Source organism: Hyalangium minutum (assembly GCF_000737315.1).
GTDB lineage: Bacteria > Myxococcota > Myxococcia > Myxococcales > Myxococcaceae > Hyalangium > Hyalangium minutum.
This window is the reverse complement of sequence record NZ_JMCB01000004.1, coordinates 360,410-384,005: the sequence shown is the minus strand read 5'-3', so window position 1 is coordinate 384,005 and position 23,596 is coordinate 360,410. Positions and strand designations below refer to the sequence as shown.

The following is a 23,596-nucleotide window of genomic DNA, read 5'->3' as shown; positions in this document are numbered from 1 at the left end:
CCTGGCCAGCTTCTCTCCCGGCTCAACCCCCTGTTTTTACGAGAACCCACCCCAAGAACACTCTCTTTTTGAGAAGACATTGGATTCAATTTGAGAACCAACCCACCGGCCCCATTCTCCGGGGCGTCCTGGGACACGCCGTGCATTACCCAAGCCGGGGCCTCTGACGTACATGGGGCTCCATGCTTCAGAACATGAGCATCGCGCGCAAGCTGCAGGCCGGTTTCGGCCTCATGGTGTTGATCCTGCTGGCCCTGGTCTCGGCTTCGTACCTGAGCTTCGCCCGCTTACAGCAGGCCAGAGTGCTGGACCTCCACTCCTTCGAGGTCCTGCTCGAGCTGCGTGGGATGATGAAGAGCCTGGTGGACCGGGAGACCGGTGAGCGTGGCTTCCTCCTGACCGGTGCGGAGGAGTTCCTCGAGCCGCTGCGCGAAGGGCGCAGCACATTCGACGAACATCTGGCCCAGGCTCGGCACCTGACGTCGGACAACCCGCGCCAGCAAGAGCGGCTCCAGCGGCTCCAGGCCCTCAACGAGGCCTGGTTGAACAACTACCTCGAGCCCATGCTCGCCTTGCGCAAGGACGTGAGCGAGGGCCGGGCTGAACTCTCCAAGCTGATCGAGCAGGTGCGCGCCGCCAAGGGCAAGCACTTCATGGATCAAATGAGGTCCATCGAAGCTGAGCTCGAAGCGGAGGAGTTCGAACTCCTCAAGCAGCGGCGCGCGCAGACCGATGCCTTGGCGGCTCAGATGTATGGAATGCTGCTCGGGGGCGGAGCCTTGGGCGTGCCGCTTGCCATGCTGCTCTCTCTGGTACTGGCCCGGAGTATCACCCAGCCCATCGCTCAGGCGGTGACGATCACCCACCAGTTGGCCGCGGGGGACTTGAGCGTCCCCATCACCCCGCAGGGCCGGGATGAGCCGGCGCAGATGATGATGAGCCTGAAGGAGATGGTCCGGAAATTCGCCGGTGTCCTCGGCGAGGCACGATCCGCGTCGATGGCGCTGGCCTCGGCGTCCGAGCAGGTCTCCTCGGCCGCCCAGACGCTCTCCCAGGGCACAAACACCCAGGCCTCGTCGGTGGAAGAGACCAGTCACAACGTCCAACAGATCAGCCTCTCCAGTGATCGCACCGCCAAGACCAGTCAACAGCTGGAGCAGCTGGCGCTCAGCGGAGCCCGAGATGCCGAGCAGAGTGGCCAAGCGGTCGAGAACACCATCCAGGCGATGACCTCCATCGTCGCGCAGATCTCCCTCGTCGAAGAGATTGCGTACCAAACCCACCTGCTGGCTCTGAATGCCGCCATCGAGGCGGCACGCGCGGGAGAGCACGGCCGGGGCTTCGCCGTGGTCGCTTCGGAGGTGCGCAAGCTGTCGGAGCGCAGCCAGAAGGCAACCCTGGAGATTGAAACGCTCGCCAGCTCCAGCCTGAAGATCGCCGATCGCTCCGGCAAGCACCTGGCCACGCTGGTCCCCTCCATTCAGAGGACCGCTGGGCTCATGAAGGAGGTCTCGACCGCCTGCGCGGAGCAGGCCACAGGCGCCACGCAGATCAGCCAGTCCATGCTCCAGATTGACCAGGTGACCCAGCGCAACGCCGCAGCGGCTGAAGAGCTGTCCAGCACAGCGGAGGAGCTGGCCTCCCAGGCCGACACCCTCAAGCAGACGATGGACTTCTTCCGTCTCGGCTCCGAGCCCCCCTCCCCCGAGCAAGCAGCTTCATGAGCGAGCCCGGAGCCTTGCAACGGAAGCCGGAGCCGGGCGCGGCACCCTGCCGGTAGTCGGGACATTGGGGCGGGACGGAAAAGAGAGACGCAGAGCACGACGCTACCCCCCTCGCTGGGGGGTCTGTTAGCGTGCCTACCCAGGAGGTCACGTCGCCTTGTTCCCATCTGCGTCCCTTGCCGTTGCGCTCGTTCTGTTCGCGGCCACAGTCGCGCGAGCCCAGGCCACCACACGCGAGCCGAGACAGCGCACCGTCATCGTTACCGGCACTCCAGCCGAGCCCCCGCACGAGGTTCACGTCTCCCACGAGACACCCACGGTGTTCCTGTTCGGCTCGGAGATCCGCAAGAAGTCCGTGCGGGTGGATGCCTCGCGGATCCGCGTGGTGGACACGGGCGAGCAGTCGCGTTCGCTCATCGTCCAAGCGGTCAGCCCTCTCGGGGATGGCGAGCGCCACGAGATTGAAGTCGAGTTCGCGAACGGGAAGGCACCCGCGCGGGCCGGCTTCGCGCTCGTGGCACCCGCGTCCGACGTGGACACGCTGATCAACGTCGTACGCCCAGAGCCAGCGGCCCCAACTTGCCCGGCAGAAGTGCGCGCAGACGTGCGCGGGCCGGAAGACTTGCTGTTGCTGGGCTACATGGGCCAGAGCGGCATTCCCACTGCCCGGATGAACAAAACCAAGGACGCCACGCAGGGCTTGGAGTCCCGGGAAGGTGTGGCCTATCGGGGAAAGGGCTGGCTGATGTTCCAAGTCTGGATCCGCAACATGCGAGGCCCGCACCCGTGGGTGCCAACAGCCGCAACGCTCACGAGCGAGACAGGCGAGAAGCTGCGAGGCCGCGTGGTGCTAGAGGAACCGGGGGAGCCAGCACAAGGCGAGGCTGTGCGGATGCTCGTGGTGACGGAGGAGCCGCCCGCGGGCGCGGGCCTCGTCTTCGTCCTGGAGCTGAGCAGGGCGGAGGGTCGCAGCCTCACGTTTCCTCCCGTGAAGGTTCCCGCGCCTGCGCAGGAGCCCAAGCGATGACCGGGCCCGTGGTGGGGTTGCCCCCCGGTGCCGTTTTCGACGGCTTCAAGGTGATCAAGCCGCTGGGGGATGGGGGCTTTGCGTTCGTGTACCTCGTGGAGAGGAACGGCAAGCTGTACGCGCTCAAGCTGGCGCGGCACCGCGAGACGAGCGGCGACGACAAGAGGACGCACGCGCGCACGCTGCGCGAGTTGGAGATCCTGCTGCTGCTCCGAGGCCATCCCAACATCGTCCAGCCGTGTGGATATGGGTACTTGCCGGACAAGGAGAGCGGAAACGTCTATCTCGTCTTGGACTACGTGGACGGCTGGACGTTGGCTGAGTGGATGGAGCGCAAACACCCCACCGTGAATGAAGTCCTGTCCGTGTTCGTGAAGATCGCCGCCGCGCTGGCGTACATGCACAGCCGGGGCGTGCTTCATCGCGACTTGAAGCCGGCCAACGTGCTGATCCGCAAGAGCGACGGAGAGCCGATCATCATCGACCTGGGAAGCGCCAGCCACACGCTCGCCGAGGACTTGACCGAGGAAGGGTTGCCTCCGGGAACGGATCGCTTTCGCGCGCCCGAGCAGTTCAAGTTTCTCCGCGAGCACAAGGAAGAACACCGGGCGCGGTACGCCTTCCAGGTGTCAGACGAAATCTTCGCTTATGGGGTGATGCTCTATGACTTGCTGACGGATCCGCGCCCTACCGAAGTACGCCCCAGGGAGTCCATCAACAGCGCCATCCGCACGCCACAAGCTGTCCACAAGCTGAATCCCCGTGTGCCCGTGGCCGTGAGCAACTGGGTGCAGAGCCTTTTGGCGCGGGCCCCAGGCAAGCGCCCCGTTGATACCGAAGCCCTGCGGCGTGAAGCGGCAGAACTGGCTGCGGACACGCTGCTGGACAAGGACGGTGCCTCGAAAGCCGCCAACAGCGGAGAGGCGCGGGTGACGTGGTTCTATCCCGACTAGCGCCCCACGGAAGGTGACGCGCGAGGGAGGCGGGCAGAATCGGCCCCCTCCCTTACCGCGAGAACTTGGGGGAGGCCCACCACGGACTGAACCTGCTTCTCGCCTGTCAACGCAGAGCGGACGGGAGGCCGCTGGACCAAGTGCTTCTCAAGGCCGTGGGGATGCCCAGCGACCCGGGCGGGGAACGGGTCTTCAAGGCGCGAGCGAAGCTGGAGGAGCAGGTACGCCTTGCCGCGTATCTCCAGCACCCGCAGAGTGTCCGCGTCCACGGGCTGCACAAGGCGGAGGGGGCTTGGTACGTCATTACGGATCATCCCTCCTGCAATTCGTTGAATGATGTTCTCGCGCTCGTCACGGAGTGCAAACGGTGGTTCTCTCCCCTCTTCGCGCTGCACGTGGGCGCCCAGGTGGCGGGCGCCCTTCACCCTGCGCACACGGCCCAGGACGAGCGCGGGCGCTCGTTGGGGATCGTCCACCGGGCGATTGATCTGGACCACGTCTTCGTGGATTGGTCGGGCCGCGTGCAGGTGTCCGACTTTGGCCTCGCGCTCTCCCGCTTGCCAGGGCGCGTGGCCTCCACGGTGCGTCGCCCGCAGGGAGACACCTACTTCTCTTCGCCGGAAATGCTGCTGACGGGCCGCGTGGATGCCCGCTCGGATCTCTTCGCGCTGGGCCTCGTCATGCTGGAACTGGCCACCGGGCGGAGCCTGCTTCACCCTCCCAACGAGATCTCACCCAAGGCGCTCGCGGCGCTCTCGCGCAAGCAGCGCGCGGGCCTGACGCGCGCCATCCAGCGTGCGAGGCTCGCGGGTGCGCTGCGCGTGCCCCTGTGCAGGCTCCTCCAGCGTTCGCCCGCGGCCCGCTACCCCACAGCGGGAGAGCTGGAAGCGGACTTGAGCCGATGTCTTGGGGGGACGTACGGCGCGAAAGAGGCGGGCGCCGAGTTGAAGGCCGTAGCGGACGAGGCGGGTGAGCACAGGGGCAACGAGGGACTGCTCCATCCTCGCCCCCGCGCGCGCAGCCAGGACCGCATCACGACGCACTCGCTCCTCAAGAACGAGAGCGAGAAGATCTGGTTGTAGACGCGTCGGAAATCTGCGTGCATGGGGGCAGGCTGGTACGTGTCCGATGGCGCCCGAGCAGGCTCCCACCGGTCCGTCGCTGGCTGAGGGCCGGGACAGTTCACTGCTGAAACGGACACTCCTTGAGAACCCTGCCACTTTCTGGATGGACTCGCGCACTCCCCGTGGGGGCGCTTCTGCTCTTGAGCCTGGGGGCTTGCGGAGAGGACGAAGACCCGGGGACCTGTGTGGAGAAGCGCTGCAGCCCCCAGCCGCCCGTGAACGAGGACGACCCCGGGGACACTCCCACGACGGCGACCGAGCTGGTGCCGGGCGGGGGGGGAGCCGCCGTGCTCCATCATGCGGAGGATCTGGACGTCTTCTCCTTCTCGGTCGTGGCGGGACGCATCTACCGCTTCACCTGCTCTGCCGAGCGCATCGGGTACGAATCCACCTGTGCCGTGCAATTCCTGACGGCCAGCGGAGACCTGCTCCCCGCCGCAGGCATGTACTGGATGCTGGGGTACGAGGCCCCCGCGAACAGCACCCTCTATGCGCAGGTGCGCCCCTCCGTCTTTGCGACGCAGTTCCCTGTTCCCTACAGCTATGGGCTGGAGGACGTCGGCCCGGACGATCACGGAGACACCGCCGAGACCGCCACGCTCATCACCGCATCCGGTCTGACGCATGAGGCGCGGATGGAGCTCTTGAATGACTCGGATTTCTTCGCCTTTGAAGCGGAGGCAGGCCACGTCTACCAATTCCCATGCGAGGGGACGGTGCTGGTCTGCCGTGTCCGGCTGCGGGACGCGTCGGGCACCCTCCTCCACGAGCAACTGGCTCCCTTCGCCTACGAAGTCACGCAGGCGGGCCGTTACACCCTGGAGGTGACGAGCAACCGTCAGCCGCTCCTCACGGGCATCGGCACTTACCGCTACTCGCTCCAGGATCTCGGGCCGGACGACCACGGTGACACCGCAGCGAGCGCCACGGAGCCCTCCCTGGGAACGGCCGCCAGTGGGCGACTCGAGACGCTGCAGGACGTGGATGTGTTCCGCATCACCGTTCCCGCAGGGCAGGTGGTCCGCTTCCGCTGCACCCTCCAGGAAGAGCCCTTGGGCTGCACGCTTCTCCTGAAGGACAGCGCGGGCACGACCCTCGTGGATCGCCAGGGCGTGGTGGCGTACGAGGCGGGCAGCACCTCGGTCCCGGTGTTCGTGGAGGTGCGCAACCGAGTCGCCCTCCGGACCTCCACGTACACCTACCAGGTGGAGAACCTGGGCCCGGACGACCATGCGGACAGCGCCGAAGGGGCGTCGGACTTGGGCGGCGCCACCCTAGAACTCGACGGGCAGCTCGAGACGAACCTGGACTCGGACTTCTTCCGCATCGAGGCCACTGCGGGCCGCTTCTACCGCGTCATCTGCACCTCCGCCGAGGTGGACTGTGTGGTCCGGGCCCACGGCTCCACGGGCCCGATCGCCGAGTCCCCCCGGACTTCGCTCGAGATCAAGGCTCCCGGGCCGTTCTTCGTGGAGGTTTCTGGCAGAGACTCTCGCGACCAGGGGAGCTACCACCTGCGATTGGAGGATCTGGGGCTCGATGACCACGGCGACACGTCGGACACCGCGACCCGCCTCACCCTGGACACTCCCATCTCAGGCAACCTGGACGCCACGACGGACATCGACGTCTTCGTCGTCACGCTCGAAGCGGGGCGAAGCTACCAGCTCACGGCGCCCTCGGGGTCCGTGAATGGAACCGTGCGAGACCCGTTTGGCGCCCTTGTGCTGAACGATGTCACCCTCGATCCGACACCGCGCACCTTCACCCCCCAGTACGCGGGGGACCACTTCGTGGAGGTGCGGAAGCAACGCGGCACGGTGCGGACCGACTACCAGCTCCAACTGCGCTGACGAGGAGCCGTGGCTGATGTTCAAGCCGGTATCCCCCGGCCCGCAGTCAGCGCCCTTTCACGGGATTGTGGAGGCGCATATGTGGATGAGCCGTGGCTGCTGCGGGTGGCTACTGTGGACGCTGTCGCTGCTGCCACGTGCGGGCGTTAGCCGGCATAGCGGGCTGCTGGTGGCTTTTGCCCTGCTGACGAACGGCTGCGCGTCGTTGACGTCGCCTCCCGGTCGGGAAAGCAACCTGAGCTACACGCCGCGCGGTGCCTCCGGGCCCAGTTTAGCCGATCGGCCGGGCGAGGAGTCTCCACGCCCCCTGGCTTCCCCATCGACCTCCCTGCATGAACCTGGGCGACAGAGCGTCACGCTCACCCGTCAAGCAGTTTTCGGTATCGTGGACGATGTGCAGGGCACTACGGTCAGCGTCGCCAGCGCGCTCTCCAAGCTCGCGGCCCGTCCACCGGGCCAGGGCAATCGCGGCTTGAGCGGCGTCAACGGCGCCTTCACCCGCTACCTTGACCATGGCTCCAACCAACTGCCATGGCTTCACGGCGCGCTCGGTCGCACCACCCTGCTGACAAATGCGGCCTCGGAAGTCGCTGACTCGGACATGGAGTTGGGCATTCTTCGGATGACGGGCGCCCAGCTCCAGGCAGCCATGTTCGGCTCCATGCTGCTGGCCGCATGGCTCGACTTCCTCCAACTCGCCGACATCGTGCTCCGAGAGTGCCCCGCCTACAGTACTGAGAGGCTGTTCATGGACATGCACCGTGTGCAGCGGCTGATAGAGCCCACCCTTTCGGCGCTCGCATCGCAGGATCCGGAGCAGGTCGAGGCCGCGGCTATAGAGATGCCCGGGTTGATGGGCCAGCTCACCCGCGAGTTCGGTTCTATCCGTGACGGCGCACGCATGGCCATGGAGAGGAGCGGGAGGCTCATGGCGGCGGCGCAGCTCGTGGAGATGCTCACCCTGGTCTCGACGCTGAGGATGTCGTTACCACGACTGCCGCCCGCCGCTCCTGCCACGCTCGGCGTGGGCCTCGTGATGGGCTCGGACGGAGTGATGGTAGGCTCACAGATTGCTGTCTCCGCTGAGTGGGTGGAGTTGATCCGCAGGCTCGTTCGGGCGGGCGTCCTCTCCCTCCCAGCCGTCAGCGCGGCCGTCCGCATCCATGGCGGTCAGGTGATGATGGCGCAGGCGAACGGGGAGCTGCCGGAGGGCGTCCGTGACGCGCTGGGAGACAGTCCCGAAGTGCGCGGCATGCGGGTGACTGGCAGAGCCGGAGCGGGCATGTCCAGGGCACCGATGCACCACGTCCTACCGGAAGAGTTCCGAGCGTGGTTCGAGAAGCGCGGATTCAGGGGCGACATGGACATCGACAAGTTCTGCGTCCGGCTGGAGCAGGCACACCATCAGGCGATTCACGGAGGGGGCAACTGGCGCTTGGGACGCACATGGCCCAACGAATGGAACCGGATGATCATGGAGGCGCTGCGCGAGGCTGAAGTTGAAGTAGGGCGGATGTTGACCCGGAATGAGGTCCTGAACATTGTCGCCTCCCGCATGAAACGTTACGACATCCCGATGAAGTTCATTCAAGGGGGACGGCGATGACCGATGGCCGTTCTTGGCAGGGCAATTGGAAGGCCCGCCTTTATGAGCGCGTGCGCGAGCACGGTTACGATTCGCTCACCGCCTTTGCCGAGGCACGCCCGGGGGTCCCGCTGAATCAGCTCGCCGAGGAACTTGGCAAAGACGACGTCGCTGGGGTGCAGGTGTTGGGCGGGCTGCATGCCGAGGCGGAGCAGCGCAAGCAGGTCACACGTTTTGTGCGCGATGTGCTCGCGCGCGAGCTGTCCGAGAGCCTCCCCAATGGCTGGCCAGCCGTGATGGACGACGAGTCTCGTTTCCAGGTGGCCAAGGCGCTCGGCTGTTGGTCTGCCGACACCCCGGATACTCATAAGGAGCGAGTCAAGCGGGCCAGGGCAGCGCTTCGCGCGGCTCCTCCTCCGCCCGGCTGGCGCCCGCTCGGGCCTGACGACGAGCTGCTCCGCACGCTCTTGCCCGACGAAGAAGCCTGACTGGAAGGCGCCACAAGGGCGCGGGCGATCTCGCTCGCCGCGAGCGAAATCCCGCGCTTTCCGCAGAACGGCCGTGACTCAGCGGGCGAGACCAGGGCCCTGCAGGGGCAGCCGCAGCCGGGCGCGGCACCCTGCCCCCTCGGGCCGGTTCTCCAGGCGCAGCGTTCCTCCGTGCGCCTCAGCGATCTGCCGGCTGAGCACCAGTCCGATGCCACTGCCCTGCGGCTTCGTGGTGAAGAAGGGCACGAAGAGGTTCGCCGTGTCCGCCAGCCCCGGGCCCTCGTCCTCGACCCAGAGCTCCACCGCGTCCACCGTCGGCCGCGTCCAGGACACCCAGACGCGCCCCTGCTTCTCCTTCGCCGCGTCCACCGCGTTGCGCAGCAGGTTGATCAGCAGCTGCTCGAGCTGATCTCCGTCCGCGCTCACCGTGAGCCCCGGTCCCGGCCGCACCTCGACCGGCAGCCGCGTCTCCAGCGCCGCCACCCGCCGTACCCAGCCCTCCAGCTCCAGTGGAACCAGCTTCGGTGGCGGCAGCTTCGCCAGCTTCGCGTAGGCTGACAGGAACCGCGCCAGCGACTCGCTGCGCCGCTCGATGATGCCCAGCCCCGACTTGGCGTCCTCGTCCCAGTCCGACGGCCGAGGCCCCTGCACCAGCGCGTCCCGCAGCGCCCCGGCGATGGACTGGATCGGCGTCAGCGAGTTGTTGATCTCGTGGCTCAGCACCCGGACCATGCGCCGCCACGCCTCGCGCTCCTCCTCGCGCAGCGCCACCCGCAGGTCCGCCACCACCACCAGCTGGTGCGGCAGGCCGCCCTGCCGGAATGTCCCCCGCCGCAGCTCGTACGGCCCGCCCTCCACCGCGAAGCTGCGTGTGAGCCGCCGCGGCACCGGGCCCTCCAGCAGCTCCACCAGCCCCAGGATGCGTGCGCCCTTGTTCACCAGGTGCGCCCGAGGCAGCCCCAGCAGCCGCTCTCCCGCGCGGTTCACCAGCTTCAGCGTCCCCGCCGCGTCGAACGTCAGCACCGAGACGTCGATCTCCTCCATCACCTGCGTCAGCAGTGCTCCCGCCTCCAAGGCCCCCAGCCGCTGCTCCTTCAGCGTGTCGCCGAGCGCGTTGACCTCCAGGAGCACCTCACCGAGCGGATCATCCGGGCGAGCCCCGCGCCCGCGCACCGAGTAGTCCCCCTCGCGCAGCGCGGCCAGCAGGTTGGCCACCGTCTGCAGCGGCCGGGTGATGCGCTCGCGCACGGCGATGGCCGCGCCCAAGTGCACCGCCACCACCAGCACGGAGACCGTCCACTGCACCTTGGCGCTCACGTCCTGCGTCCACAGCAGCGCCAGCGTCGCAATGGAGCCCGGCAGCCCCGCCAGCAGCGCCAGCAGGAAGATGCGGAGATCGAAGGGGAGCGATCTCCGGGAGCGTTTCACCGCGCTCCCTTGATGCCGTAGTACTGCATGCGGCGGTACAGCGCGCTGCGCGACAGCCCGAGCGCCTTCGCCGCATCGCTCACGTTGCCCTCATACCGCGTCAGGGCCCGATCGATGAGGTAGCGCTCCACCTCCTCCAGCGTCATCTCCTCCAGGCGGGACGGGCCCTCGCGGCTCGCGCGCCGCAGCAGCAGGTCCTCCGCCGTGACTTCCTCCCCGCTGGCCATGAGCAGCGCGCGCTCCACCGCATGCTCCAGTTCGCGCACGTTGCCCGGCCATCCGTAGGACATCAGGGCCTCCAGCGCCCCCTGCGACAGGCGCATCGCCGGACGACCATAGCGCCGGCCCTGCTCCGCCAGGAAGTGCGCCGCCAGCAGCGGAATGTCCTCGCGGCGATCCCTCAGCGGCGGCAGCTGCACCTCCACCGTGTTGAGGCGGTAGAGCAGATCCTCCCGGAAGCGGCCCTCGGCCACCGCCTTGGACAGATCCGCGTTCGTCGCCGCGACGACGCGCACGGACACCCGGCGCACCTTCGAGGAGCCCACTGGGTGCAGCTCGCCCGTCTGCAGCACGCGCAGGAGCTTGGCCTGCTGCGTGAGCGGCATGTTGCCGATCTCGTCCAGGAACAGGATGCCGCCGTCCGCCAGCTCGAAGCAGCCGATGCGGTCCGTCTTCGCGTCCGTGAAGGCGCCCTTCACGTGGCCAAACAGCTCGCTCTCGAAGACGCCCTCGGACAGGCCGCCCGAGTTCACTGCCACGAAGGGGCTCTCCGGGCGCCCAGAGGCGGCGTGGATCCACCGCGCCATCACTTCCTTGCCCGTGCCGTGCTCGCCCGTAATGAGGATGTTCGCCCCCGAGGGCGCCACGCGCTCCACCAGCCGCCGCACCGCCTGCATGGCGCGGGACTCGGCCAGGAAGGACGGCCGCTCGCCACCGCTCTTGCGCAGGTGGGTGTTCTCCTGCTCCAGCCGCTTCGAGCGCTTCAGCGCCCGCCGCAGTTCCAGCTGGGTGCGCAGCAGGGTGAGCAGGCGCGTGTTGTCCCACGGCTTCTGCACGTAGTCCCGAGCGCCCCCGCGGATGGCCTCCACCGCGCCCTCCACGCTGCCCCACGCCGTCATCACCACCACTGGCAGCGCCGCATCCATCTGGCGCACTCGCGCGAGCAAGTCCAAGCCCTCGCGCCCGGAGGTGGTATCGCGCGCGTAGTTCAGGTCCATCAGCAACACGTCCACGTCCTCGGCCTCCAGCATGGCCAGGACGCCCGCCGGGGACTGGGCCGTCAGCACGGCATACCCATCCCGCTTCAGCAGCAGGCGCAGCGCTTCCAGCACGTCCGCCTGATCGTCGGCGACGAGGATGCGCGGCCGCGAGTCGGGCTCGGGCCGAGGAGCACTCTCAGGGATTGCGGGGGCGATCTCAGTCACGGCGGCACCGAAGCAAAGGACTCTGCCAGAGGCCCTTGGTGAGGGGGAATGCATCTGTTTGAGGCTTAGCGCGGCTCCTGGATCCAACCGTCCGCCAGTTGGACCACGCGATGGCCGTATGCGGCGTTTGACTCCGAGTGCGTCACCTGAATGACGGTGGTGCCCTCGCGGTTGAGCGCCTGAAACATCTCCATGATCTGCTTGGCCTGCGTGGAGTGCAGGTTGCCGGTCGGCTCGTCCGCCAGCAGCATCTTCGGGCTGGCGATGAGGGCTCGGGCGATGCCCACCACCTGCTGCTGCCCGCCGGAGAGCTGATTGGGGTACAGGTCCTTCTTCCCCACGAGCTGGAAGCGGTCGAGCATGTCCGCCACCAGCGCCTCGCGCTCGGAGCGCTTGAGGTTGCGGTAGGACAGCGGCACCTCCAGGTTCTCCGCCACCGTGAGCCCGTCCAGCAGGTGGTACTGCTGGAAGACGAAGCCGATGGTGCCTTTGGCCAGCTCCGCCCGGTCCTTTGGCTTCAGCGAATGCACGGCCCGGCCTTCGAGCAGGTACTCGCCCGTCCACTCGGCATCGAGCATCCCCAGAATGGACAGCAGCGTGGACTTGCCCGCGCCCGAGGGCCCCATCAGCGTGACGAACTCGCCGGGTTGCACGTCCAGGTGGATGCGGCGCAGCACCCACGTCCGGCCGCCCGCGATGGGGTAGGACTTCTCGATGTTGCGCAGGGAGACGAGGGGCTGGGACATGAGGCTTCACTCCGAGCGGAGGGTAAGGGCAGGATCCACCTTCGCGGCGCGGCGAGCGGGCAGCCAGCTGGCCACGAGCGCCACGCCCGCCAGGAGCACAGCCACCCCAGCGAACGTCACCGGGTCATGCGCCTTCACCCCGAACAGGAGCGCGCTCAGCAGCCGCCCGAGCCCCAGCGCCAGCACCAACCCGAGCCCCACGCCCAGCAGCGTCATCCTCATCCCCTGCCCCACCATCAGCCCGAGCACGTCCGCCTGCCGAGCGCCCAGCGCCATGCGGATGCCCAGCTCGCGGGTGCGCTGCGTGACGGTGTACGCAATCACGCCGTAGATGCCGAGCGACGCCAGCACCACCGCCACGCCCGCGAAGAGCCCCAGCAGCAACATGGAGAAGCGGCGCTGGCTCACCGAGCCATCCACCACCGCCTCCATCGGCGCCACGTCGTAGAGCGGCAGGTTGCGATCCACCACGCGCAGCTCGGCCTGAAGCGAGGCCAGCAGCGCCCCGGCGCCCTGGCGCGTGCGCACCACGAGGTACGCGCCCATGGGGTTGCGCTGCGTCAGCGAGAAGTAGGCCACCGGGCGCGCGGGCTGATCCAGGCCCCACTCCTTCGTGTCCTTCACGACGCCGACCACCGTGGCCCACGGCGCGTCCGGGCCCTGGCCCCGGAGCCGGATGCGCTTGCCCACCGCCTCCTCCCCCGGGAAGGTGATGCGGGCCGCCGCCTCACTGAAGACCACCGCGTGAGGCGCATCGAAGCCGTCCGAGTCCTCGAGCATCCTCCCGCGCAGCAGCGGGATGCGCAGGGCCTTGTGGTAGCCGGAGCTCACCGCCCGGTACTCCACCGCCGGCCGGGGAGGATCGCTCGGATCCTGGACGCGGCCCTCGACGTCGAAGCTCCAGTCCGAGCGGCCCGTGAGCGGCAGCAACGAGGCCAGTCCGGCGGACTCCACGCCGGGCACGGAGCGCACCCGCGTCAGGAACTCCTGCATCACCGCGGCGCGCTTGGAGGGCTCGCCGTAGCGCTCCTGGGGCAGCGACACCCGCGCGGTGAGGACGCCCCGAGGCTCGAAGCCGGCATCCTCGCCCTGCAGCGCGAGGAAGCTGCGCAGAAACAGCCCCGCCCCCACCAGCAGCACCAGCGCGAGCGCCACCTGCGAGACGACCAGCACCGAGCGCATGCGCCCCGAGGCCCGTCCCCCGGTGCCTCGGGCCCCCTCGCGCATCGCCCCGTGCAGATCCGCGCGGCTGGCCTGCAGCGCTGGCGCCAAGCCGAACAGCAGCCCCGTCAACACAGAGAGGGTGCCGGTGAACAGCACCACCCTGCCATCCAGACGGACCTCGGCGGCCCGGGGCAGCCCGTCGCCCACCAGGGCGAGCAGCGCATCCATGCCCCACATCGCCAGCAGCAACCCCAGCGCTCCCCCCGCGAGGGAGAGCACGAGGCTCTCCGTCAGGAACTGGGTCACCAGCCGGCCACGGCCCGCCCCGAGCGCCGCGCGGATGGAGATCTCCCGTCCGCGCGCCGCCGCCCGGGCGAGCAGCAGGTTCGCCACGTTGGTGCAGGCAATGAGCAGCACGCAGCCCACCGCGGCCAGCAGCACCCACAGCGTGGAGCGCACCCCGCCCACCGTCTGCTCCTCCATGGACACCACGGAGATCGCCCACCCCACGCGCTGGGGGTACCGCTCCGGGTGCGTCTCCGCGAACAGCGCGGCCACGCGGTCCATGTCCCGCTGCGCGGCCTCCACGAACACGCCCGGCTTCACGCGGGCCACCACGTTCAGGAAGCGCCTCCCCCGAGCCCCCGGGTCCACCATGTCCGGCGTGGGGGCAAAGGGCACGTACAGGTCCGTCTGCGCGGGGTACTCGAAACCCGAGGGCAGCACGCCCACCACCGTGAAGGGCTCACCGTCGAGCGTCAGCGTCTTCCCGAGGATCTCCGGACTCGCCCCGAAGCGCCCGCGCCACAGCCGGTGCGTGAGCAGGACCACGCGGTTGCGGCCCTGCGTCTCCTCCTCCTCGGAGAAGGTGCGGCCCATCATCGGCACCACGCCCAGCGTGGAGAGCAGGGACGCGGAGGAGGCGACCGCGCGCAGGCGCTCGGGCACATCCTGGCCCGTGAGCGTCATGTCGGTCTGGATGTAGGCCGCCACCGACTCCAGCGTCCGCGTCACCTCGCGGTAGTCCCGGTACTCCAACACCGAGACGGAGATCCGCTCCAGGCCCATGCCGTGGAAGTTGCCAAAGAGGCGCACCAAGCGCTCGGGCTCGGCGAAGGGCATGGGGCGCAGCAGCACCCCGTTCACCACGCTGAAGACGGCGCTGTTGGCGCCAATGCCGAGCGCCAGCGCCAGGATGGCCGCCAGCGCGAACCCCGGGCTCTTGCGAAGCACACGCAGGGCGTAACGCGCGTCCTGGAGGAAGTGATCCATATATAAGGAGGCAGTGAGGACCTAGCGCAGACGCTCGTCCTGGACGACGCGGCCGTCGAACAGGCTCACCGTGCGCGTGCCGAGCCGGGCTTGCGCCGGATCGTGCGTCACCATGATGAGCGTGGCGCCGCCCTGGTGCAGCTCGGAGACCAGCTGCATCACCGACTCGCCGTTCTTCGAGTCCAGGTTACCCGTGGGCTCGTCCGCCAGCAGGATGAGCGGATCGCCCGCCACCGCGCGGGCCACCGCCACGCGCTGCTGCTGACCGCCCGAGAGCTGCCCCGGCATGTGCCGCGCCCGGTGGCTCATGCCCACGCGCTCCAGCGCCTTCTCCACGCGCGCCTTGCGCTCATCCGCCGGCATGCCCCGGTACGTGAGCGGCAGCTCCACGTTCTCGTAGACGGACAGATCGCCGATCAGGTTGAAGCTCTGGAAGATGAAGCCGATGTGCCGGTTGCGCACCAGCGCCCGCTCCGTGGGGGACAAGTCCAACACGGACTTGCCGTCCAGCAGGTAGGTGCCCCGGCTGGCCGTGTCCAGCAGGCCCAGCACCGCCAGCAGCGTCGTCTTCCCGGAGCCGGAAGGGCCTACGATGGAGAGCCACTCGCCGGGCTTCACGGAGAGGTGCACGTCGGAGAGGGCGTGCGTCTCCACCTCCTCGGTCTCGAAGACCTTGGTCACTCCCTCCAACTGGATGAGCGCCTTCTGCGGCACCACCTCCGAGGAATGGGCGGCCGCCGTCACCGCCGCGCCCTGCTCCTTCGCGCGCTCCGAAACCGTCGTATTCATCGCACTCGTACCCGATCCACCGCGTCCCACACGGTCATGTCCGAGAGGACCACCTGATCCCCCTCGGTAAGGCCCTGCACCACTTCAATGGAGTTCACCGAGCCCCGGCCGAGCTGTACTGGAATCCGCACCGCCTCGTCGCTGCCCGGCATCAGCCGGAAGAGGGACATGGTGGAGTTTGGCTGTGCGCCCGCAGGCCGGCCGACGAAGAGCACGTCTCCCAGCCGCTCCAGCTCCACCGTCCCCTCCACCGTCAGGTCCGGCCGCGCGCCCTTGGGCAGCTCGTCCGGCAGCGTCACCTCCACCCGCACCGTGCCCTGGCTCGCCGCGGGGGCCACACGAGACACCGTGCCCTCTACCACCCCGTTGCGCGTGTCCACCTGGGCGCGCTGGCCGACTTGAATGTCCCGCGCCTGCGTCTCCGCGATGCGCAGCTCCGCCTTCAGGCGCTCGGGCTTGACCACCTTGGCCAGCACCGTGCCCGGCGTCACCCATTGGCCCAGCTCCAGCGGCAGCTCCGTCAGCACCCCGGTCTCCCCGGCCTTCACCTGCATGGACTCCACCTGTGTACGGCGGAACCGGGCCACCGCTTTCAATCGCTCGATCTGTCCCTGCTGCGCCGCCAGTTGCTCCTTGGTGCTGGCGTTGAGCACGGCCAGCCGCCGGCGCTCGAGCTCCAGGCGGGTGCTCAACTCCCCGGCCTTCTCCCGGGTCTGCTGGGCCTCCAGCGTGGGGACGAACGAACGATCCAGCAGCGCCACCGTGGCCTGGGCCTGGCGGCCGGCATTGGAGGACTCAGCCTGCAGGGTGGCGAGGGCGGCCTCCTGGGAGATGCGCTGCGTCTCCAGCGTGGTGCGCAGGGCGATGAGCTCGGCCTCGGCGCTGGCGAGCTGCCGCTCGGCCTCGAGCGCCTGGAGCTGCACGTCCGGGTTGGACAGCTCCAGCAGCAGGGTGTCCGCCTGCACGGGAGCACCGGGGCGCACGTGGATGCGCTCGACGCGGCCCGCGGTGTCGGCGGTGAGCCAGCGGATGTACTCGGGCACGAGCGTGCCCGCCCCCTTCACCTGCCGGAGCATGGGCCCGCGCTTCACGCTGTCCAGCCACACGCTGCCCCGCTCCACGGTGGGCGCGGCGGCCCGGAGCTGCGACAGGCCCAGTGTCACCGCCGCGAGCGCCACCACCCCCACGGTTCCGAAGATCCAGGGTTTGCGATTGGGTTTGCGAGTCCGAGGGATGTCCACGGCGAGTTCCTTGAGCGAATGCTGTGCCAATGCCGAGGAAGACTCCAACCTACCGAAACTCCTGGGGATTGTCCTGCTACCGGAGATGGGGCTGCTCGATTGCGGAAAGCGTCGTCCCAGAAACGGACACTTCCCCTGTGAGGAGTGGGCGTCGACTCACTTGAACCCTCCCCGATCTGGAGGGCGTCTGATGGCATCTCGTTACTGGGTCGTCGCGGCCTTGTTCCTGGCCATGCCCACCGCGTGCAAGGTGCTGCGCCCCCTGCCCCTCCCTGAGCCCGAGCGGCTGGTGGTCCTATGGGGAGATCACGCGGTGGCGAAGCCGCGCGTGCACATGGTCCTGCTGGGAGGCTTCGCGGGGATAGCGCTGCTGCTGGCGGCGCTGGGCATCTACGGCGTGCTGTCGCAGGTGGCCGCGCAGCGCACGCGGGAGATCGGCATCCGCATGGCGCTGGGGGCTCAGCCCAGTGACGTGCTGCGTCTCACGCTTCACCAGGAGCTGACGCCCGCGCTCGAGGGGATCGGGCTGGGGCTGGGCGTGGCCTGGGCGGGTTCACGGTTACTGGAGAGTTTGATCTACGGCGTCAGCGCGACAGATCCCCTCTCCTTCTTGATGGTCCCGGTGTTTCTGACCGGAGTGGCACTGTTCGCAGCATGGCTGCCCGCGCGCCGGGCAACACAAGCTGATCCCACCGAAGCGCTGCGCCAGGAATAGAAAAAAGTCTGCGGCGTTTCTGGGACATTCTCCCAGGGCGGAGGAGGTTTCCCCTCCAAAGTCCCGACGCGCCGGGGTGCTCTCACGCTCACCCCGGCGCGTTGTCTTTTCTGCGCACTGGGCCCCGCTCATGGACGGATGGAGTCGATGAGCAGGAACACGCAGCCGATGCAGTGGAATGCGAGCACGGAGCACATGACGATGAAGGGGTTGGTGTCGTTCTGGGTCTGCGAGCGGAACATGACGGCCTCCTGAGAGCGTGCGTCGTGCACGCTCCCCCTCACAGAGCAAGGCGCGAGCCAGCACCGTGAAGCCCCGAGCGGCAGGAGGCGCGAAAGAGGCCCCGAGGAAAGTCATGCACTTCCACGCCGTTGCCGCGCGCGAGACACGGATGCGTTTTCACGAACGGGAGACTCCGTGTCATTCGTGGGATGCGCCGCGCCGCAGAGGGACAATCTGGCAACGGGGAGCGCCGCCACAGCCGTGGAGCCGAGCCACAGTCTCCATGTGTGACGTTCACACGGGCTGAGCGGAGATGTCGCTCACTGAGCGGCTTCCACCTGCAGCACCCCAGCAGCGTGGCCTCGGTCTCCATCCGGGGGCCCACGCTCAGGAACTCGTTCCGCGCAATCAGCGCGGCGACCGCGAAGCAGACGACGACGCCTGTCACTGCTTCGAGTGATCAAGACGCGAGGCGGGAAGCACCAGTATAAGGCGCAGCCATGCGCCAACTGTTCTCCTGCCTCCTGTTCCTGACGATGGCCTGCGCGACGGCACCGGCCACTCCCTCCACTTCCTCGTCCACGACGGCGAATGCCTCGGGGCCCTCGCTCCCCTTCATGGAGCCGCCCGCCGCGCCTCCGCCGGGAACCCAGTTGATCCGCCGCGCCGACAAGCTGATGGAAGAGAAAGCGCATGAGCAGGCACTCGCGCTGTACCAGCAGGCCTGGGACGCGGGGGATAAGCGGGAGAACGTCGCCTACAGCGCCGCGTGCGCCTCGGCCTTGATCGGGCGCAAGAGCGAGGCGATGACCTGGCTGGAGCGCTCCGTGGAGCTCGGCTTCCGCGATGTGGCGTGGATGAAGCAGGACACGGATCTCTCCTCGATCCACGGCGAGCCGGCCTTTGCCGCGCTGCTGGCTCGCATCCCCACGCTCCCTGTCCCCGTGAAGAATGAAGGCTCCAACCCCGAGCTGATCCAGATTGGGGAGGACGATCAGCAGGACCGCCGCGGCAACGGCTTGGGCCCCGACGACTGGAAGAAGGTCTCCGAGCGGGATCGTCAGCGCCGTCAGCGGGTCACCGAGCTGCTGGCCGCAGGAGCGGCGAAGACGGGCGCGGACTTCCTGGCCGCGGCGCTCGTCTTCCAGCATGGAGACACCCTCGAGGACTTCGCCAAAGCGCGCGAGCTGGCGGCCGAGGCCGCACGCAAGGGCCACCCCATGGGGCTCTGGCTGACCGCAGCGGCATGGGACCGCTGGCTAATGAAGGCCGAGCAGCCCCAGCGCTTCGGCACCCAGTACACGCTCGACAAGGCCACGAAGCAGATGCGCCTGTACCCCGTGGATCCGAGCGTGAAGGATGCGGAGCGCGAGCGATGGGGCTTCCCGCCGCTCGCCGAGATCCCTCAGTCCTTGTAGGACTCGGAGGGACCCTGGAGGGGCTTACAGCCCCTTCATCAGCTTGGACTGAGCGAACGCGGCCAGCTGCTGGGCATTGAACTTGCCCTCAGCCACATCCCCCACGATGTCCGCGCTCTTGCGCACGGTGTCCACCATGTCCGCCAGCTTGCCCACGCTGGAGGCCGCGCCAAACATCGAGGCCACACCGCCCAGCGGCCCGCCGGCCACCATGGACAGCGCGTGATCGAGGAACTTGTTGGCGAACGGCTTGGCCAGCTGGCCGATGCCGAAGGGCATCTTGTCGAGCGCCTTGCCCACCAGTCCCTTGATGGGCGACGTCAGGGCGCTGAGCCCCTTCTGCACGAGGCCAGAGACGCGGCCCAGGGCGCTGGAGACCTTGCCCGCGGCCGAGCTCAACCCGCGAGCGGCGCTGCCCACGGCCTTGCCGATGCCGCTCACCGCGTTGCCAATGGCCTTGCCAATCCCGCTCACGGCACTGCCGATGCCAGTGGCCGCCTTGCCCACCGCGCTGGCCGCGCTGGTGCTCTTGCTCGCGCTGGTGCTCTTGCTCGCGCTGGTGCTCTTGCTCGCGCTGGTGCCGCTGGTGCCGCTGGCCCCCCGACTCGCACCACTCGCACCACTCGCACCCCGGCTGCCACCACTGGATCCGCTCGCGCCTCCAACTCCCATAGTTAAACCCCTGCGCTGCTCCCGGTTTCACTCCGAGAGAATTTTTGGAATGTCCCCACAGTGTGGGGCCTACAGGGGAATTATCTCTGAGTGTGAGTTTCTGTTGCGTATCACCTACACGCGGTCGGGGCCGCCCTTGGGGATGTCTTTGAGCAGGGCCGCGCGCGCCTCCTCGTTGGTGGCCACAGGCTCCTGGTTCTCGTCTCCCCGGAGCGAGGGCTTGCCGGAGCGCTCCGGCGTGGGCTCGTACCCGGTCTTGTAGGACGCGGGCTCGCCCAGGCCCAGCTCGCCTCGGGCACCGGCCAGGAAGAACTCGGCGACCTGCTCGGGGGCGGGAGGGTTGTAGCCGGCCGCGCGGAGATCCTCATCCTCCGCCACCAGGAGCTGGGGCTCCTCGTCCGGGTTCTGGGCGTAGTGGATCACCAGATCCACGTAGTCCTCCAGCTTCATGTCCAGGGAGCGGGCAATGCGCTGGGTGTCGGGATCGTCCAGGAGCTTGGCGCGCACGTTCTCCCAGTTGCGCTGCGGCGGGGACTTGGGCTCGGTCATGGGCGGGCTCCCTGGAAGCTGGATGGGTTTTCTATAGGACGAAGTCAGAAAGGGGCCAAGCACTCGCCCGGAAAGGCTCACTCCCGCCCCGTCACTGGCAATGACGCGAAGCCCGAGGTGACCGCGGAGATCAGCCGCCGAGGCTCCCCCACCAGGCGCAGCCGAGGCCCTTCACGCAGCGCCTCGACGAGGGCTCGCAGCTGCATCCGCGCCAGCACCGCACCCATACAGGTGTGGGGTCCTGCGCCAAAGGCCAGGTGAGGATTGGGCCGGCGTCCGAACACGAGCCGGTCCGGCTCTGGGAAAACGGCGGGGTCCCGGTTCACGGCGGAGAAGAAGACGATGACGCGCGTGCCGGGCGCCAGCGCCACACCGCCGAGCGAGGCTGGGTGCGTGACGCGCCGGCCGAAGCGGATGATCGGGGTGGTCCACCGCAGCAGTTCCTCGGTGGCCGTGAGTGTATCGAGTCCCTCGAACTCCACCGCCTGGGTGAGCAGCGCATGCAACGCGCCGCTGAGCGCATGGGCGGTCGTCTCGTGCCCGGTCTGCACGATGAGGCGCAGCAGGTAGAGGGCGTCACGCTCTTCCAGCGGTGCACCGTTGAGACGGACCTCGCGAGCCAGTTCCCAGAAAATCCCCGAGCGTCCCTGACGCAAGCCCTCACGAAGAACGGCCTGGACCGCTTCATCCGCCGAGCGCCACTCCTCGTAGGCCTGAGCGTGCTCGCCCGGGTGCAAATCCTCTGCGCGAGCCAGCCTCCGGCTGAGGTGGCCCAGTTCCTGAAGCTCCCTGCCCTCCAGTGACAGCCACTCCCCGAAAGTGCCGAGCGCCACCGGTTGGGCCACCTCCGTGACGAAGTCCCCGCCCCGCTCTTGGAGCGAGCTCAGCGCCTCGCGCACGCGCTGCGTGAGACCCTCTGTGAGCTGAGAGAGCCGGGCCGGAGTGAACACCTGCGCGACAGCACGGCGGAGTGCGGTGTGGAGCGGCGGATCCGACAGGTTCAGCGAGAGGAGCTCCGGAGAAGGCGCTCCATCGTGCTTCGATCGAACGCCCGTGCCCCACGCCGACGAGTACGTCTCGGGATGGGTCAGCACCTCCACCGCCTCGGCGTGCCCGAGCACCGCCCACGCCGCGTCATCCGGAATGTGGACGACAGAGCCAGAGCGTCGCAACTGCTCCAGCAACGCCATTGCACGCCCATCGGCCCACGCGCGGCCATCGAAGAGGAGGGGTATCGAGGTAGGCATTCCGCAGCCACACCGCCTATCATGGCCGGTACCATGCCGACCAAGGACCGCTTCTGCTCATCCTGTGGCTCCGCGTTCCCGGAGCCGCTCGCCTACCCCCGCACCTGCATCAACTCCGCGTGCAAGGCCACAGTCTGGGCCAACCCCATCCCGGTGTCGGTGGTGCTCGTGCCGGTGCGTGCGGAGCAAGGCGTGGGGCTGCTCGTGGTGAGGCGCGGCATCATGCCGGGCAAGGGCAAGCTGGCGCTGGCGGGCGGCTTCCTGGAGGAGCACGAGAGCTGGCAGGTGGGCGGCGCACGAGAGATCCTCGAAGAAACGGGTGTGAAGGTGGACGCGTCGAAGCTCCAGCCCCTGTGGTTCACGAGCACCGAGCCCGTGCCCAACCGGGTGCTGCTGTTCTCGGTAGCGTCCACGCTCGAACGCTCCACGATCCCCGCGTTCACGCCGAGCCACGAGACGGAGGAGCGAGGCCTCGTCTTCGGGCCAGCAGGTCTGGAGGAGGTCTTCGCCTTCCCGCTCCACATCCAGGCGGCTCGCAAGTGGTTCGACGCGCAGGGCCTCACGGGCCCCCACCGCTTCACCTCCACCTGACGCCGTCCTATCTCACGCCTTGTCCGGAATGGACCCGCCTGGCACCCCCGAAGCGACTCAAGCGGCCCGAGGCGCCGTGAGCCATCGAGCCAGGGCGCCGAGCCCCACCGACGCGCAGGCGTAGATCAACGGGAGCCAGTAGGGGATCGCGAGGACGTGCGCCTCGTGGTGGACGAAGACACCCGCGCGCAGCAGCGTGATCTCCACCACCGGTCCGAAGAACGCGGCCAGCGCCGCGATGAGCCACCCGAGCGGTCTCCGGTCACAGATCGCCCAGCCCCCCACGAAGATGGCGCTCAAGAGGACACAGCGCACGGGCCAACTCACCGGGGCCACGGTGAGCCAGTAGGCCCCGATGAAGAGCGCCATCCCCAGGACCACCTTCCACCCTGGCAGGAGCGGTTCGTGGGGTGCGATCAGCGGCCGCCCGATGGCCGTCCCATACGCTCCAGCAAAGAGCAGTGGGACCCACCAGGCGGCCTTGGCGAAGACAGGGGTCGTGTAGCTCACGGCCCCGAAGTGCGAGTGGATGGCATCGAGCGCGGATCCCAGCGTCGCTCCCAGAAACACGAGGACGAGGGTGGCTCGGACGAGGCCTGGCCTGCGAGCGGGCATGGGTTCGATTGTATAAGAGCCCATCCGGAAAAACGGCCCACGCCACCGGAGCGAGCGCTCCAAGGTCCACCCGCCCCGGTGGCGGGGCCGTAGAGCTTCGGGACCCTGAGGACCCAAGACCCGTGCTGCGACGACTAACCGTCAGAGGCTGACAGGGCGAGGGACTCCGAGTCAACCTGTTGGGTCGCTCGGCCGACTGCTTCCACCCAACGTTCGAGGAGATCCATGAGCGCGCTGCGATCCTCTCCCGCCAGCGGCAGCAGCAGCCGGGCCATGCGCGCCTGAACGAGCGCATCGACCTGCTCGGCCTGGGCTCGTCCCGAGTCCGTCAGCCGCACACTCACATGCCGGCGATCCTCGCGGACGATCTTCACCCGCTGGACCCAGCCGGCCTCCTCCAGACGATCGATCATGCGAGACATGCGCGGCATGGCGACCCCCCCGAGCCGCTCCGCCAGCGTGTTGATCGTCAGGAAGCCCTCGGCGCGCAGCCACCAGAGCGACTCGAAGTGGAGTGGCTCCATATCGCCTTCAGCAGGCGCTGCGAGCGGACTGGAGAAGATGCCCTGGCGGCCTACGTCGATCAGAAGATGACGCAAACGGGCCACTTGGACGCGCACCTCTTCCGACAGCTCGGACATCGTGGAGACCTCCTACACGGGTTTACGGCCCGCTATTGCCTCAACGTCCGGCGGCGGAGGACATATCGGCCGGCTTGAGCGCCAGGAGCTCGGAGACGGTGACAAAGC

General features: G+C 68.2%; 20 protein-coding genes and 1 pseudogene. 10 read left to right on the top strand and 11 right to left on the bottom strand.

The window, feature by feature from the left end:
- Nucleotides 1–182: 182 nt before the first annotated feature.
- The 7 genes and pseudogenes from DB31_RS12955 (at nt 183) to DB31_RS12925 (ending at nt 8,754) form a co-directional block, all read left to right on the top strand.
- Nucleotides 183–1,724, top strand: coding sequence for a methyl-accepting chemotaxis protein (locus DB31_RS12955; protein ID WP_063769218.1), 1,542 nt, complete (start codon nt 183–185; stop codon nt 1,722–1,724).
- A 157-nt stretch (nt 1,725–1,881) separates the two neighbouring features.
- The gene (locus DB31_RS12950; protein ID WP_052419918.1) at nt 1,882–2,751 is read left to right on the top strand and encodes a DUF2381 family protein; all 870 of its coding nucleotides are present in this window, start codon (nt 1,882–1,884) and stop codon (nt 2,749–2,751) included.
- Nucleotides 2,748–3,623: pseudogene (locus DB31_RS12945) on the top strand (serine/threonine protein kinase); the annotation flags it as partial. The gene DB31_RS12950 and the pseudogene DB31_RS12945, both read left to right, overlap by 4 nt.
- Nucleotides 3,624–3,844: 221 nt before the next feature.
- On the top strand, nt 3,845–4,786 hold the full coding sequence (locus DB31_RS12940) for a serine/threonine protein kinase (RefSeq protein WP_420806690.1): 942 nt from the start codon (nt 3,845–3,847) through the stop codon (nt 4,784–4,786).
- Nucleotides 4,787–5,013: 227 nt separating this feature from the next.
- A complete protein-coding gene (locus DB31_RS12935) occupies nt 5,014–6,681 on the top strand; it encodes a hypothetical protein (protein ID WP_044186907.1) in 1,668 nt (555 codons plus the stop codon).
- Nucleotides 6,682–6,697: 16 nt separating this feature from the next.
- On the top strand, nt 6,698–8,287 hold the full coding sequence (locus DB31_RS12930; RefSeq protein WP_240486667.1) for a DUF2380 domain-containing protein: 1,590 nt from the start codon (nt 6,698–6,700) through the stop codon (nt 8,285–8,287).
- Nucleotides 8,284–8,754, top strand: a complete 471-nt coding sequence (locus tag DB31_RS12925) for a hypothetical protein (protein ID WP_044186905.1) — start codon at nt 8,284–8,286, stop codon at nt 8,752–8,754. The genes DB31_RS12930 and DB31_RS12925 overlap by 4 nt, the downstream gene beginning before the upstream one ends.
- A gap of 78 nt (nt 8,755–8,832) precedes the next feature.
- On the opposite strand, the gene DB31_RS12920 is transcribed toward DB31_RS12925, so the two are convergent.
- The 6 genes from DB31_RS12920 to DB31_RS12895 are packed head-to-tail and all read right to left on the bottom strand — an operon-like array spanning nt 8,833 to nt 16,848.
- Nucleotides 8,833–10,182 (bottom strand): sensor histidine kinase, encoded by a 1,350-nt coding sequence (locus DB31_RS12920; RefSeq protein WP_044186903.1) that lies wholly within the window; start codon nt 10,180–10,182, stop codon nt 8,833–8,835.
- Complete coding sequence (locus tag DB31_RS12915; protein WP_044186901.1) at nt 10,179–11,660, bottom strand: sigma-54-dependent transcriptional regulator; 1,482 nt, start codon at nt 11,658–11,660, stop codon at nt 10,179–10,181. Before DB31_RS12915 ends, DB31_RS12920 begins: the two co-directional genes overlap by 4 nt.
- Before the next feature lie 11 nt (nt 11,661–11,671).
- The gene (locus DB31_RS12910; protein ID WP_044186899.1) at nt 11,672–12,352 is read right to left on the bottom strand and encodes an ABC transporter ATP-binding protein; all 681 of its coding nucleotides are present in this window, start codon (nt 12,350–12,352) and stop codon (nt 11,672–11,674) included.
- Between the two features lie 6 nt (nt 12,353–12,358).
- Nucleotides 12,359–14,788, bottom strand: a complete 2,430-nt coding sequence (locus DB31_RS12905) for an ABC transporter permease (RefSeq protein WP_044186897.1) — start codon at nt 14,786–14,788, stop codon at nt 12,359–12,361.
- A 21-nt stretch (nt 14,789–14,809) separates the two neighbouring features.
- A complete protein-coding gene (locus tag DB31_RS12900) occupies nt 14,810–15,577 on the bottom strand; it encodes an ABC transporter ATP-binding protein (protein ID WP_083968203.1) in 768 nt (255 codons plus the stop codon).
- Entirely contained in the window at nt 15,574–16,848 is a 1,275-nt protein-coding gene (locus tag DB31_RS12895) for an HlyD family secretion protein (RefSeq protein ID WP_240486666.1), read from the bottom strand. The genes DB31_RS12900 and DB31_RS12895 overlap by 4 nt, the downstream gene beginning before the upstream one ends.
- Before the next feature lie 160 nt (nt 16,849–17,008).
- Here DB31_RS12895 and DB31_RS12890 point away from each other — a divergent pair, with 160 nt between their 5' ends.
- Complete coding sequence (locus DB31_RS12890; protein ID WP_044186895.1) at nt 17,009–17,533, top strand: FtsX-like permease family protein; 525 nt, start codon at nt 17,009–17,011, stop codon at nt 17,531–17,533.
- Between the two features lie 722 nt (nt 17,534–18,255).
- Entirely contained in the window at nt 18,256–19,173 is a 918-nt protein-coding gene (locus tag DB31_RS12885; RefSeq protein ID WP_044186893.1) for a TPR end-of-group domain-containing protein, read from the top strand.
- A gap of 24 nt (nt 19,174–19,197) precedes the next feature.
- Here the strand turns inward: DB31_RS12885 and DB31_RS12880 are convergent, their stop codons facing one another.
- The 3 genes from DB31_RS12880 to DB31_RS12870 form a co-directional block, all read right to left on the bottom strand.
- Complete coding sequence (locus DB31_RS12880; protein ID WP_044186886.1) at nt 19,198–19,845, bottom strand: hypothetical protein; 648 nt, start codon at nt 19,843–19,845, stop codon at nt 19,198–19,200.
- Between the two features lie 114 nt (nt 19,846–19,959).
- Nucleotides 19,960–20,394 (bottom strand): hypothetical protein, encoded by a 435-nt coding sequence (locus tag DB31_RS12875; protein WP_044186885.1) that lies wholly within the window; start codon nt 20,392–20,394, stop codon nt 19,960–19,962.
- Nucleotides 20,395–20,471: 77 nt separating this feature from the next.
- Nucleotides 20,472–21,641, bottom strand: coding sequence for a cytochrome P450 (locus DB31_RS12870; protein WP_083968201.1), 1,170 nt, complete (start codon nt 21,639–21,641; stop codon nt 20,472–20,474).
- Nucleotides 21,642–21,674: 33 nt separating this feature from the next.
- On the opposite strand from DB31_RS12870, the gene DB31_RS12865 reads away from it, so the two are divergent.
- Complete coding sequence (locus tag DB31_RS12865) at nt 21,675–22,232, top strand: NUDIX domain-containing protein (protein ID WP_044187258.1); 558 nt, start codon at nt 21,675–21,677, stop codon at nt 22,230–22,232.
- Nucleotides 22,233–22,289: 57 nt separating this feature from the next.
- Here the strand turns inward: DB31_RS12865 and DB31_RS12860 are convergent, their stop codons facing one another.
- Both DB31_RS12860 and DB31_RS12855 read right to left on the bottom strand, forming a co-directional pair.
- Nucleotides 22,290–22,847 (bottom strand): hypothetical protein, encoded by a 558-nt coding sequence (locus DB31_RS12860; RefSeq protein ID WP_044186880.1) that lies wholly within the window; start codon nt 22,845–22,847, stop codon nt 22,290–22,292.
- A 134-nt stretch (nt 22,848–22,981) separates the two neighbouring features.
- Complete coding sequence (locus DB31_RS12855) at nt 22,982–23,488, bottom strand: MarR family winged helix-turn-helix transcriptional regulator (protein ID WP_044186877.1); 507 nt, start codon at nt 23,486–23,488, stop codon at nt 22,982–22,984.
- Nucleotides 23,489–23,596: the final 108 nt, after the last annotated feature.

Bases quoted from the DNA above. Each gene is read 5' to 3' on its own strand.
- DB31_RS12930 (WP_240486667.1), top strand. From the start codon at position 6,698: ATGTTCAAGCCGGTATCCCCCGGCCCGCAGTCAGCGCCCTTTCACGGG.
- DB31_RS12915 (WP_044186901.1), bottom strand. From the start codon at position 11,660: ATGCATTCCCCCTCACCAAGGGCCTCTGGCAGAGTCCTTTGCTTCGGT.
- DB31_RS12880 (WP_044186886.1), bottom strand. From the start codon at position 19,845: ATGGGAGTTGGAGGCGCGAGCGGATCCAGTGGTGGCAGCCGGGGTGCG.
- DB31_RS12910 (WP_044186899.1), bottom strand. From the start codon at position 12,352: ATGTCCCAGCCCCTCGTCTCCCTGCGCAACATCGAGAAGTCCTACCCC.
- DB31_RS12875 (WP_044186885.1), bottom strand. From the start codon at position 20,394: ATGACCGAGCCCAAGTCCCCGCCGCAGCGCAACTGGGAGAACGTGCGC.
- DB31_RS12885 (WP_044186893.1), top strand. From the start codon at position 18,256: ATGCGCCAACTGTTCTCCTGCCTCCTGTTCCTGACGATGGCCTGCGCG.
- DB31_RS12905 (WP_044186897.1), bottom strand. From the start codon at position 14,788: ATGGATCACTTCCTCCAGGACGCGCGTTACGCCCTGCGTGTGCTTCGC.
- DB31_RS12955 (WP_063769218.1), top strand. From the start codon at position 183: ATGCTTCAGAACATGAGCATCGCGCGCAAGCTGCAGGCCGGTTTCGGC.
- DB31_RS12890 (WP_044186895.1), top strand. From the start codon at position 17,009: ATGGCATCTCGTTACTGGGTCGTCGCGGCCTTGTTCCTGGCCATGCCC.
- DB31_RS12900 (WP_083968203.1), bottom strand. From the start codon at position 15,577: ATGAATACGACGGTTTCGGAGCGCGCGAAGGAGCAGGGCGCGGCGGTG.
- DB31_RS12855 (WP_044186877.1), bottom strand. From the start codon at position 23,488: ATGTCCGAGCTGTCGGAAGAGGTGCGCGTCCAAGTGGCCCGTTTGCGT.
- DB31_RS12860 (WP_044186880.1), bottom strand. From the start codon at position 22,847: ATGCCCGCTCGCAGGCCAGGCCTCGTCCGAGCCACCCTCGTCCTCGTG.
- DB31_RS12870 (WP_083968201.1), bottom strand. From the start codon at position 21,641: ATGCCTACCTCGATACCCCTCCTCTTCGATGGCCGCGCGTGGGCCGAT.
- DB31_RS12925 (WP_044186905.1), top strand. From the start codon at position 8,284: ATGACCGATGGCCGTTCTTGGCAGGGCAATTGGAAGGCCCGCCTTTAT.
- DB31_RS12865 (WP_044187258.1), top strand. From the start codon at position 21,675: ATGCCGACCAAGGACCGCTTCTGCTCATCCTGTGGCTCCGCGTTCCCG.